The organism is Moraxella pluranimalium, assembly GCF_002014825.1.
Lineage (GTDB): Bacteria > Pseudomonadota > Gammaproteobacteria > Pseudomonadales > Moraxellaceae > Moraxella > Moraxella pluranimalium.
Window position 1 is genome coordinate 200247 of record NZ_MUYU01000006.1, and the last position, 12650, is coordinate 212896.

At 46.5% G+C, this 12650-nt stretch carries 8 protein-coding genes; 7 read left to right on the forward strand and 1 reads right to left on the reverse strand.

Translation table 11 applies throughout. The features are described 5' to 3' along the window. Positions 1-397: 397 nt before the first annotated feature. From B0680_RS02145 to B0680_RS02175, 7 genes are all read left to right on the forward strand, one after another. Positions 398-2023, forward strand: coding sequence for a cytochrome ubiquinol oxidase subunit I (locus tag B0680_RS02145; protein WP_078253404.1), 1626 nt, complete (start codon positions 398-400; stop codon positions 2021-2023). Then, complete coding sequence (cydB, locus tag B0680_RS02150; protein ID WP_407661992.1) at positions 2023-3165, forward strand: cytochrome d ubiquinol oxidase subunit II; 1143 nt, start codon at positions 2023-2025, stop codon at positions 3163-3165. The genes B0680_RS02145 and cydB overlap by 1 nt, the downstream gene beginning before the upstream one ends. 10 nt (positions 3166-3175) lie before the next feature. Further along, entirely contained in the window at positions 3176-3304 is a 129-nt protein-coding gene (gene cydX, locus B0680_RS02155) for a cytochrome bd-I oxidase subunit CydX (RefSeq protein WP_078253406.1), read from the forward strand. 329 nt (positions 3305-3633) lie between these two features. Then, entirely contained in the window at positions 3634-5562 is a 1929-nt protein-coding gene (gene dsbD, locus B0680_RS02160; protein ID WP_078253407.1) for a protein-disulfide reductase DsbD, read from the forward strand. Between the two features lie 229 nt (positions 5563-5791). Continuing rightward, the gene (clpB, locus tag B0680_RS02165) at positions 5792-8377 is read left to right on the forward strand and encodes an ATP-dependent chaperone ClpB (protein ID WP_078253408.1); all 2586 of its coding nucleotides are present in this window, start codon (positions 5792-5794) and stop codon (positions 8375-8377) included. Positions 8378-8572: 195 nt separating this feature from the next. Continuing rightward, on the forward strand, positions 8573-10024 hold the full coding sequence (cysS, locus tag B0680_RS02170; RefSeq protein ID WP_078253549.1) for a cysteine--tRNA ligase: 1452 nt from the start codon (positions 8573-8575) through the stop codon (positions 10022-10024). 74 nt (positions 10025-10098) lie between these two features. Next, positions 10099-11049 carry a WG repeat-containing protein gene (locus B0680_RS02175; RefSeq protein ID WP_211271247.1) on the forward strand — a complete coding sequence of 317 codons (951 nt, stop codon included), beginning with the start codon at positions 10099-10101 and terminating at the stop codon, positions 11047-11049. Positions 11050-11148: 99 nt separating this feature from the next. Here the strand turns inward: B0680_RS02175 and B0680_RS02180 are convergent, their stop codons facing one another. Further along, entirely contained in the window at positions 11149-12450 is a 1302-nt protein-coding gene (locus B0680_RS02180) for a homoserine dehydrogenase (protein WP_078253410.1), read from the reverse strand. Positions 12451-12650: the final 200 nt, after the last annotated feature.

Genomic DNA, 12650 nt, shown 5'->3' on the forward strand with positions numbered 1-12650 from the left:
TTTTGACTAAACCGTATTCAGTATCAAAAATTTGGGCAAGTAAATCAACTTGCTCATTTTTTTTTGGCGATTACACCAACCATTCATAAGAAAAATCTGTATCTTAATAATTAAATCTTATCTAAAAAGGTTATTTAGTTTATAATAAATTTCCATATTAATAAAACGATATTACCCAAAGTTTATCATTTAAAAAATGAATGTAAAAGCACCTAAATTGATGTTGGTTTTTGGTAAATACTTTGTTATGATGGCAAGCGTTCACACCGACTTAATAACAAGGATGGGCAAGTCTTTGGGCTGATTTTTGCCCCATTCTTTTTAGCAAGCTTGAGTGTGTTGCCTGCTTTGATAAGTCGTACGAACATCCTATTTTTTTATCAAAAGGGGGTTTGGTATGATTACCGAGCATCTGGTCGATATATCTCGGCTTCAATTTGCCGTAACTGCATTATTTCACTTCTTATTCGTGCCTTTGACGCTTGGGATGACTTGGATGCTTGTCATCATGGAAGCAGTCTATCTCACAACAGGCAAAGAGATTTGGAAAGACATGACCCGTTTTTGGGGTAAGCTGTTCGGCATCAACTTCGTTCTAGGTGTTACCACTGGTATCACGATGGAATTTCAATTCGGCACCAACTGGGCATATTATTCGCACTATGTCGGCGATGTGTTTGGTGCGCCGCTTGCCATCGAAGGCTTGATGGCGTTTTTCTTAGAATCGACGATGGTCGGTCTGTTCTTCTTTGGTTGGGAGCGTATGTCTCGCTTACAGCATTTCACCACCACACTACTGATGGCACTGGGCACAAGCTTATCTGCGCTATGGATTTTGGTAGCGAATGGCTGGATGCAAAACCCTGTTGGCGCTGAGTTCAATTATGAAACCATGCGTATGGAGATGACAAGCTTTGCGCAGATTTTCCTAAATCCAGATGCCCAAAACAAATTCTTGCACACAGTATCAGCGGGCTATGTGACAGGGGCGATGTTCGTGCTTGGCGTGTCGGCATGGTATCTACTCAAGGGTCGTGATATCGAATTTGCCAAGCGTAGCTTTCATGTGGCGTCTGCCTTTGGCTTTGCGGCGATTTGTTCTGTCATTGTCTTGGGTGATGAGTCAGGTTATTCGATTGGTCATGCACAGCAGACCAAACTAGCTGCCATCGAAGCGATGTGGGAAACTGAGCCTGCACCGGCAAGTTTTAATATCATCGCTGGCATCAATGAAGCTGAGCAAAAGAACGACTGGTCAGTGCATGTGCCCTATGTGATGGGTATCATTGGTACTCGTTCATTAGACAAACAGATTCTTGGCATTCATGACATCAAAAAAATCAATGAAGAAAAAATCCGCAATGGCATCACAGCGGTCAGTCTGCTTGATACCATGCGTGCCCAAAAAGAACAAGGCGTCGCCATTGACCCTGCGATGATTGCACAGTTTGATGCGCACAAAGAAGATTTGGGCTTTGGTTTATTGATTAAAAAATACACCAATGATGTCACTAAGGCGACGCCTGAAATGATAGCACAAGCGGTCGATGACAGTGTACCTGCGGTGACACCGATGTTTTGGACATTCCGTGTGATGGTGGGTATGGGTATGCTGATGCTATTGCTGTTTTCTTTATGCCTATTTTTCACCATCAAAGGCAACTTTATGCAGAAAAAATGGCTGCTAAAATTTGCTGTGCTGATGATTCCTGCGCCGTGGATTGCGATTGAATCAGGCTGGTTCGTCGCTGAATATGGTCGTCAGCCGTGGACGGTATATGGCGTCTTGCCGACGCACTTATCGGTATCGAATATCAATGTCAATAGTGTACTGATGTCATTGGCAGGGTTTGTGGCATTTTATACCATCCTTGCTATTGTTGAGATGTATTTGATGGTGAAATATGTCAAAATTGGGCCTGCATCACTGGGTACAGGTAAATACTATGGCGAAAAAACTTCACCACACCTAATCAATACGACAGATGCTCATACTTCACAAAATAAAGGAGTATCGCCATGATGATACCTTTAGATTATGAAACGCTCAAACTGATTTGGTGGCTACTGGTCGGCGTACTACTGATTGGCTTTGCCATCATGGATGGTCATGATATTGGCGTGTGTTCATTGCTACCGTTTGTCGGTCAAGATGACACCGAACGCCGTGTGATTGTCAATACCATTGGCCCGCATTGGGAAGGCAACCAAGTGTGGTTCATCACCGCAGGCGGGGCGATTTTTGCGGCATTGCCATTGGTGTATGCTACAGCGTTTAGTGGATTTTATTGGGCATTGATTGCGGCACTGTGGGCGATGTTTTTCCGTCCTGTGGGCTTTAAATACCGCAGTATGATTCATAATGACACATGGCGTAAGATTTGGGATTGGCTATTGTTTGTCGGCTCGTTTGTGCCTGCGCTGATTTTTGGCGTGGCATTTGGCAATCTGCTACTTGGCGTGCCGTTCCATCTTGATAGCCATTTGGTATCGACTTATACCGGCTCATTCTTTGGACTGCTTAGCCCATTTGCACTGCTGTGTGGTCTGATTAGTGTGCTGATGCTCATCATGCATGGCGGTGTGTATTTGGCACATCGTACGGTCGATGGTATCCAAGCGCGTGCATCGACTTATGCCAAGATGGCGGCGATTGTGACTGCGGTGCTGTTTGTGGCAGCGGGCTTTTGGGTGGTGAATTTGGATGGCTATGTCATCACAAGCACCATTAATCCCAATGGCATGATTGACCCAATCAGTAAGACTGTCAGCACCGAACAAGGCGCATGGCTAAACAACTTCTACGCACATTCTATCCTGTGGGCAGTGCCTGCACTGGGCGTTGTGATGCCATTGATTACCGTTGCTTTGTTGAAGCTTGGTCGCACCTTATTGGCATTTATTACATCGAGCCTAAGCCTACTTGGGATTATTGGTACGGCAGGCGTGGCGTTGTTCCCATTTTATATGCCGTCATCAAGCGACCCACGCTCAAGCTTGACGGTGTGGGATTCGACATCAAGCCATTTGACCTTGTTTATCATGCTACTTGTGGTGATTTTCTTATTGCCTGTGGTGGTGACTTATACCAGCTGGGGCTATGCCGTGATGCGTGGCAAAGTGACCAAAGCCTACATCAAAGAAAATGAAAAATCCCTATACTAAGGAGTAACTCATGTGGTATTTTGCATGGATTTTGGGCTTGGGATTTGCGGTGCTTCTTGCAATTCTAAGCGCAGTTTGGGTGGAATTTGAAGCGTCACGCAATGAGTCGTTTGGCGAATCAGATTCGGATAAATCCTAAGCGATTTTGACAATCAAATTTTGATAGTCGTAATTTGAAAGTCACATTTTGAAAGTTATAAAAGCACTTTGGGGCAACTCAAGGTGCTTTTTTGTGTTTGGCAAGATGTTTAAAAACCAATTTTGCCAAATTCTTACTAGTGATTTGCCGAAGTTTTGCAATTTTTATCATCTGATTAGCACTGTATTTGTATTGGCTAAATCAGCGTGCAAAGTCTGGTCAAAGCCTTGCAAATATTGGTATTTGTGCCAATTTTTATGCGTGGCTGACTGCCTATTTGGGCAAAATAATGCTAAAATATTAGCAATTTTTTTAGCCGTAGAATAATAATGAACAAAGCCATTCGCCCACGATACCTGATTTTGACCGCCATGATGATTGCGAGCATCTCGGCGGGTGTGCCTAGCGTGACCCATGCCAATTCTGGCAGTGGGGCGTTTGGCGGTTTGAGCAGTATTTTTGGCTCAAAGTCCCAAGACATCTTACCTGTGCATGAAGCGTTTGGCGTGACCACGACCCAAGATGGCGAGCGTCTGACAGTGCAGTTTCGGGTAACTGACGGTTATTATATTTATCAAGATAAAATTGCGCTCAAGCTACCCGATGGCGTGGTAGCAGGGCAGTGGCAGTTTGACCAGTCGCCGAACTGGGTGGATGATCCGCAGTTTGGGCGTGTGGCGGTGTTTGAAAGTGATGTCATCGCAACAACGACCCTTGCTAGCACCCAAGCGATAACTGATACCGCCATCGGACTAAAGTGGCAAGGCTGTGCCAAAGCAGGGCTGTGCTATCCGCCTGAGACCACCAATGTGACAGTATCGCTTGCCGCCAATCCTGATGCCGTCAAGGCGATGCAGGCAGATGGTATGGCTGATAATAACCAAGCCGACACCAAAGCAGATACGCCAAATACAGCCAATTCTGCTACACAAGCCACAAGCCAAGACAATACCAATCTATCAGCTGATATCATTGGTACAGATGGCACGGCACTGCCATCGGCTGAGCGTTATACGCTGGATCATAGCTACACGCCAAGCCAAGCAGGTAGTAGCAATCCTGTGATGATGATTGGCTTGTTGTTCTTGGCAGGGTTGGTGCTTGCCTTTACGCCGTGTATCTATCCGATGCTACCCATCGTCGCCAATATCGTCGCCAAACAGCGATCAAGTAGTGCCAAGCGTGGCTTTGTGCTATCCACCGCCTATGGCGTGGGTGTGGCGAGTGCTTATGGTATCTTGGGTGCGCTGATTGCATGGTTTGGTCAGGCGCTTGGGATTACTGCATGGTTTCAAAAAACTTGGGTGCTCGCCATCGTCGCAGGGCTGTTTGTGCTCTATGCGATGATGATGTTTGGCTGGGTGCAGATTCGTTTGCCATCAGCGCTGGCCAATTTGTTACAACAAAATGCCACACGAGCGGATGATAAGCTTGGGAGTATCACAGGCAGCTATCTGGCAGGGATGCTCTCAGCACTCGTGGTGTCGCCTTGTGTGTCAGCACCGATGGCAGGGGCTTTGACAGCCGTGGCAGGTAGCGGTAGTGCGGTGTTTGGCTTTTTGGCGATGTTTGCTCTGGGGCTGGGTTTGTCAGTGCCGTTGATGGTGGTTGGTGCGATGCAGGGCAAATATATGCCCAAAGCAGGTGCATGGATGGATAAAGTGCGTCAGTTCGGTGGCTTGATGTTGCTTGGTGTGGCACTGCTCATGATTGAGCGAATCTTGCTAAATTCGTTGATGCTGGTGCTGTGGGCGGTGTGGTTTTTGGTATTGTGCCTTTGGTTTTGGCGATTATCAAAAATGGGCTTTCGTGTGCTATCGGTGCTGTCTGCGATTTGGGCAGGCTGTCTGATGGCAGGGGCGTCGATGGGTGCAACTGATGCTTGGCGACCGCTGAACACCACTCAGAGCACCACAGGCTACACCCAAACATATCCTGATATGCATATCACCACTTTATATGAGCTGGATCAGATTCTCGCCACTCGCCAAAAGGTGCTTGTCGATCTCACTGCTGATTGGTGTATCGAATGTCGCATCATGGAGCGAGAGCTATTTACCCATCGTCCTGCTGCGCTGTCTGATTATCAAGTGGTCAAGCTTGACATCACCGAGACGACCGATGAGAGCCGTGCTGTCTTGGCTCGCTATCAGCTGTTTGGGCCACCAGCTTTGCTGATTTATCAAGAAGGCAAGCTTGAACAAGTGCTATTAGGACAAGTAAAGCGTGCGGATTTTGAGATGGCTTTGGTGAAATAAATTATCCAAATACAGCCTGATAATCCCTAAAAGTTCTACCCCTTGAAAATCCCCATCGCCACCCCGATGGGGATGATTTTTATCTTTACAATATTTCCTAGAAAATTTAAATAAAAACAATAAAATCAATATCTTATAAAATTATTATACCATTACAAATACAGATGCTTGAAAATTATCCACAGGCTAACCATATAATAATCAACCAAACATTGATAAGGATAATAACATGAACTTTGATAAATATACACGCACCTTACAAGACATCATCCGTAAAGCCAATGAGCTTGCCATCAGTCGCAAGCATACCGCCATCAGCCCTGCGCATTTATTGTCAGTATTGACACAGAACGAAACTGCGGTATCGATACTGACAGCGAGCGGAGCAGCTGTGCAGACCTTACAAGAGCAAAGTGAGACTTTGCTGTCGCATTTGGCAGTGGCAACGACACCACCGGCTCAGATAGGATTGGCGCCTGATACCGCCCGAGTGCTACAAGCGACTGAGCAGTTTGCCAATAAAGCTGGTGATGAGTATGTGGCGGTCGAGTGGTTGCTGCTTGCATTATTTGAAGAAAAAAGCACGCACAAAGTACTGGCATCAGCCGGCATTACCGCCGAGACTTTACAAAACATCATTACAAAAATCCGTGGAGATCAAACCGTGAATAATCAAAACAGCGAACAAAACCGACAAGCTCTAGATAAATATACCATCAATCTGACCGACCGTGCCCTACAAGGCAAGCTTGACCCTGTCATCGGTCGTGATGACGAAATCCGCCGTACCGTGCAGGTGCTGTCTCGCCGTACCAAAAATAACCCTGTGCTCATCGGTGAAGCAGGCGTGGGTAAGACCGCCATCGTCGAGGGGCTAGCTCAGCGTATCGTCAATGGCGAAGTGCCTGAGAGCCTGCGCAATAAGACCGTGCTATCGCTGGATATGGGCTCGCTGATTGCAGGGGCGAAATATCATGGCGAATTTGAAGAGCGTCTAAAAGCCGTGCTGAACGAGCTTGCTAAGCAAGACGGCAATGTCATCTTGTTCATCGATGAGCTACATACCATGGTCGGCGCAGGCAAAACCAGTGGCGCGATGGATGCAGGCAATATGCTAAAACCTGCTTTGGCTCGTGGTGAGTTACGCTGTGTGGGTGCGACGACTTTGGATGAATACCGCCAATATATCGAAAAAGACCCAGCGCTTGAGCGTCGATTCCAAAAAGTGCTCGTCGATGAGCCAAGTGTCGAAGATACCATCGCCATCTTGCGTGGACTCAAAGAGCGTTATGAGCTACATCACGGTGTCAAAATCATGGACTCTGCCATCATCGCAGCTGCCAAGATGAGTCATCGCTATATCACCGATCGTCAGTTGCCTGATAAGGCGATTGATTTGATTGATGAAGCAGCAAGCCGTATCAAGATGGAGCTGGATTCCAAGCCTGAAAGCCTAGATAAGCTGGATCGTCGTATCATCGCACTCAAGATGCAGCTAGAAGCGGTCAAAAATGAAGATGATGCTGGTGCAAAAGCACAGGTGAAATCATTGACCGCCCAAATCGATGAAGCTCAAAAAGAATACAGCGAGCTTGAGCAAATTTGGAAAACCGAAAAAGCAGGCGTTGAGAACAGCAAACAGCTACAAGCCAAGCTTGACAATGCTCGTATCGCACTCGACAAGGCGTTGCGTGAAGGCGACTATGCACGAGCATCACAGCTACAATATGGCGAGATTATCGAGCTTGAAAAAGCGCTGGAACAAGAACAGCTTGATGAGAGCGATAACGCATCAGGCGCACCGAAGCTACTGCGTAATAAGGTGACCGATAACGAAATTGCCGAAGTGGTCTCAGCTGCCACAGGTATTCCTGTTGCCAAGATGCTACAAGGCGAACGCAATAAACTACTTGCGATGGAAGACATCCTGCATGAGCGAGTCATCAGCCAAAACGAAGCCGTCACCGCTGTGGCAAATGCCGTGCGTCGTAGCCGTTCGGGGCTGTCTGATCCAAATAAACCAAGTGGTTCATTCTTATTCCTTGGACCAACCGGTGTGGGTAAGACCGAGCTGACCAAAGCTTTGGCGAATTTCTTATTCGACTCAGAAGATGCGCTCGTGCGTATCGATATGAGTGAATTTATGGAAAAACACAGTGTCAGCCGCCTTGTCGGTGCACCCCCAGGTTATGTCGGCTACGAAGAAGGTGGTGTCTTGACCGAAGCGGTACGCCGTAAGCCATATAGCGTGGTGCTGTTCGATGAAGTTGAAAAGGCACATCCTGATGTGTTCAACATCCTACTACAAGTGCTCGATGATGGCCGCTTGACCGACAGTCAAGGTCGTGTGGTGAATTTCAAAAACACCGTCATCATCATGACCAGTAACCTAGGTAGTCATGCGATCCAAGAGATGGCAGGCGATGATTATGACACCATCAAATCAGCGGTGATGAGTTCGGTCAATAGCCACTTTAGACCTGAATTTATCAACCGTATCGATGAGATCGTGGTGTTCCACAGTCTAGGTCAAGCGCAGATGGCAGGCATTGCCGAGATTCAGCTAGATCGCTTGCGTGCTCGCCTAAAAGAGCGTGAGCTGGGACTGGTGCTGAGTGATGAGGCGATGACGCATTTGGTTGAGATTGGCTATGATCCTGTGTTTGGCGCACGACCGCTTAAGCGAGCCATTCAGCAAGAGATCGAAAACCCATTAGCACAGCTGCTGCTATCAGGCGAATTTATCGCAGGCGATGTCATCAGCGTTGAGTGGGTGGATGATAAGTTTGCGTTTAATAAGCTGCGTTATAACTAACTTTTCTGCTAGTGTATTCACCACCATGCATCAAGCATGACAAAGTGCACGCCAAACCAAACCGCTTATCCTATAATGATGGGGTAGGCGGTTTTTTTCATGGATAAATTCATCGCTTTTTTGGCAATTTTTGTGAATTTTTGGTATGATGACACTTTTATTATTTTTCCAAAAATTCCAATCAAAAGGCAAGCCATGACCACGACCAATCCTTTGACCGCCACCCAAAACAACTTGGTACTTTATGATACCTTAAGCGCTACCAAACGCCCATTTACACCCATTCAAGCGGGTAAAATCGGCATCTATGTCTGCGGTATGACGGTCTATGATTATTGCCATATGGGCCATGCACGAGTCATGGTGGGCTTTGATGTGATTGTGCGATGGCTTAGAGCGCTTGGCTATGATGTCAATTATGTGCGTAATATCACCGATATTGATGATAAGATTATCAATCGTGCCAACGAAAACGGCGAAACCATCAACGAGCTGACCGCACGCTTTATCACAGCCATGCACCAAGATGAGCAAGCATTAGGCTGTGCATCACCCAATAGCGAGCCAAAAGCTACCGACCATATCGACGATATGCAGGCGATTATTAATACTTTGATGACCAAAAATCTTGCCTATCAAGGCAGTGGCGGTGATGTGTATTATGCGGTGGATAAATTTAGCGATTATGGCAAGCTATCTAAGCGTAAACTCGATGAGATGCAAGCAGGGGCATCAGAGCGTGTCGGTGCGACAGATGATAAGCATAATCCGTTTGACTTTGTGCTGTGGAAATCTGCCAAGCCATCCGAACCACATTGGCAGTCGCCGTGGGGTCTGGGTCGCCCGGGTTGGCATATTGAGTGCAGTGCGATGAGTACCTGCTGTCTTGGCGAGACCTTTGATATTCATGGGGGCGGGCATGATTTGCAGTTCCCACATCACGAAAACGAAATCGCCCAATCCGAAGGCGCAAGTGGCAAAACCTATGCCAACAACTGGATGCACATGGGCTTTATTAATATCGATGGCGAAAAAATGAGCAAATCGCTCAATAACTTTTTTACCATCCGTGATGTGATTGCCAAATTCCACGCCGAGACGGTGCGTTTTTTCTTGTTATCGAGCCATTATCGTAGCCCTGTCAATTTCTCAGATGCGGCGCTCAAAGAAAGCCATACAGCGCTCACTCGCCTATACCAAGCGCTCAAATCTGCCGAAAGCTATGGCGATGTCCAGATTAGTGATACAGCATGGGCAAGCGAGTCAGGGCAGGCATTTGCAGCAGCGATGAATGATGACTTTAATACCGCCAAGGCAGTGAGCGTGCTGTTTGATGTAGCAGGTAAATTAAACCGTGCCATCAAAGCGGATGATGTCAATGAGGCGATGAATCAAGCAGTGATTCTAAAGACTTTGGCAAGTGTGCTTAATATCATCCAAGCGGTGCCAACCGAATTTTTGCAAGCCAAAATCGGTGCTGATGAAGATGGGCTGAGTGATGCTGATATCGAAGCTAAAATCAGCGAGCGCGCCAAAGCCAAAGCCAATAAAGACTTTGCTAAGGCTGATGCCATCCGTGAAGCGCTAAAAGCACTAGGCATTGAGCTAGAAGATAGCCGAGCAGGCACGACTTGGCGTCGGGTGTGATAGATCTCTTTACTTTCTGATTTGGTTGGATGATGGTTATGATAAGCCCAAGATCTTATGTGCTAAATCTAATAATGATGTTAGTGTTATCGCTCAATACCAGTCATGCGTCTATCGATGATGAAGCTTACAGCCAGATGGCGTGCATCAAGCCAAACACTGAACTAGAGTTTGATCATGTGGGCTGCTTAAATAAAAAAGGCGTCGCCATTGTCGGTGATAATTTGCAAACGGTTTTTGGCGATTTTCCTTATCCGATGGGCTTGGTGGATGCATCGGGTAAGCTGATCTTGCCCAATCAATATCATCAGATCTATATGCCAAGCGATTGGGGGTATGACAATTCTTTACCGATGTCTGATGCGCTGATTTTGGTTGAGACTCGAGATTTAAGCCAAGATAGTTTGTTTGGTAATTTGGGTGTGGTCAGTGATGGATGGGGATTGGTGGATACCAAGGGTAATTTTATTATCCCTATTGGTATGTATGACGAGATCAATCAGTTCTATGACAATGGCTTGGCAGCAGTCGAGGTTGATGGTAAATACGGCTTTATTAATACCAAAGGGGAGCTTGTCATTCCTCTGATGTATGACTATGCTTTTGGATTTTCTGATGGCTTGGCTGGGGTCAAATATCAGGGTCTGTATGGCGTCATCGATGTCAATAATCGCGCAGTCATCGATTTTAAGCACCAACATCTTGAACTGCTAAAGCCAAACCTTGTCGCTGTCAAAGATGGTGACCGATATGCCTTGATGGATATTCATTCAACCCGATTAACTGGCTATGATTACGATCTGATCTCAGACTTGGATTTTCAGGGTTTATATCTGGTAGAGCAGTCCAATAAATACGGCGTGATCAATACCAAAGGCGAGATTGTCGTGCCTGTGATGTATGACTCTGTGGATATTAACTACGAAAAATCTTCATATCATGACAACAAAACCTATCTGTCTGCCAAACGGGCTGACGGCAACTATGATCTTTATGATGAGCAAGGCGTTTTGGTGAATGACTAATTGTTTAATGGTGTCATGCCGTACTGATTTAATCTATCACCATTAAAAAGACGACCATCAGACCGTCTTTTAGTTTTCGCGACAGTTAAAGCCAAGCGATTATTCCAAGCTTTCTAGGCGGATACGCACCACAGGCTCAACCACCGCACCCAAGGCTTCGATTTGCTCAATGGCGGTGTTCATTTGCTTCTCGACCACAGGCAGGGTGAGAATAATGATTGGCACCAGACCTGATTTGTGTGCATCACGCTGTAGGATAGCATCGATATTGATGCCATTATCACTTAGGATACGCGTGGTGTCAGCCAGTACGCCGACTTCATCTTTGACTGTCAGGCGTAGATAGTAGCCAGAAGTCATCTCATCGCTTGGTAGGATGCGGGTGTCTGACAGTTGGTCGGATTTGAACGCTAGATGCGGCACAGCAAAGTGATTGTGTGAGCTCATCGCACGAACCAAGTCCATCACATCCGCCATCACTGCCGATGCAGTCGCACCTGCACCTGCGCCATCGCCATAGTATAGCGACTGTCCAAGTGGGTGTGCATCGACCATCACGGCATTTTTGACGCCATTGACATTAGCAAGTAGTGCTTGATTGGGAATCAGTGTCGGATGTACGCGTAGCTCGACGCCATTATCACGACGGATAGCAAAGCCTAGATGCTTGATGGTATAGCCAAGCTCTTTGGCATAGACGACATCTTGTAGGCTGATTTTGGTGATGCCTTCGCAATATACTTTATCAAACTGCACAGGAATACCAAAGGCGATCGATGCCAGTAGTGACAGTTTGTGTGCTGCATCAATACCTTCGACATCAAAAGTCGGATCAGCTTCGGCATAGCCTAAGGCTTGTGCTTCAGCGAGGACATCGCCAAATTTGCGGTTCTTAAGCTGCATTTCTGACATGATAAAGTTGCCAGTGCCGTTAATGATACCAGCCAGCCAGTCGATTTTGTTGGCAGCAAGTGCTTCACGCACGATTTTGATGATTGGGATACCGCCTGCGACCGCAGCTTCATAGCGGACTTGCACGCCATTTTCTTCAGCAAGTTTAAAGATTTCGTTACCATGTTTGGCAAGTAGTGCTTTATTGGCGGTGACGACGTGTTTTTTGTGGCGGATGGCGTGGGTGATGACATCATAAGCCACACCAGTACCGCCAATCACTTCGATGACGATATCAACATCATTAGCAGCAGCAATCGCCATCAAATCGGCAGTTTGGTTGATGCTAGGGTCGATATCATCACGCTGACGGCGAGTGCCTGCATGGGTGATTTTGAGCTGATGACCGGTACGGCGTGACAGCTCGTCGGCGTTGTCCTTGAGTAGATTTAGCACACCTGTGCCAACAGTGCCTAAGCCAAGTACGGCAAGATTGATCGTGTTATTCACAAATAGCCCCGTGGGATATATCTTTGAAATAAAGTAAAATCGCTACAAATGTAGCCAAAAATCGAAAAAATAGCGGCTTAACTTAACAAGCCTAATAAACTGCCTAAATTACCACATCTTATGGTTTCGTGCTACTAATTTTTTATGAAATTTGGTGCGAATCGCTTAAGCCTTTTGGAATAAGCGTTTTGATTGCCGAA

Bases quoted from the DNA above. Each gene is read 5' to 3' on its own strand.
- B0680_RS02145 (WP_078253404.1), top strand. From the start codon at position 398: ATGATTACCGAGCATCTGGTCGATATATCTCGGCTTCAATTTGCCGTA.
- dsbD (WP_078253407.1), top strand. From the start codon at position 3,634: ATGAACAAAGCCATTCGCCCACGATACCTGATTTTGACCGCCATGATG.
- cysS (WP_078253549.1), top strand. From the start codon at position 8,573: ATGACCACGACCAATCCTTTGACCGCCACCCAAAACAACTTGGTACTT.
- cydB (WP_407661992.1), top strand. From the start codon at position 2,023: ATGATACCTTTAGATTATGAAACGCTCAAACTGATTTGGTGGCTACTG.
- cydX (WP_078253406.1), top strand. From the start codon at position 3,176: ATGTGGTATTTTGCATGGATTTTGGGCTTGGGATTTGCGGTGCTTCTT.
- clpB (WP_078253408.1), top strand. From the start codon at position 5,792: ATGAACTTTGATAAATATACACGCACCTTACAAGACATCATCCGTAAA.
- B0680_RS02175 (WP_211271247.1), top strand. From the start codon at position 10,099: ATGATGTTAGTGTTATCGCTCAATACCAGTCATGCGTCTATCGATGAT.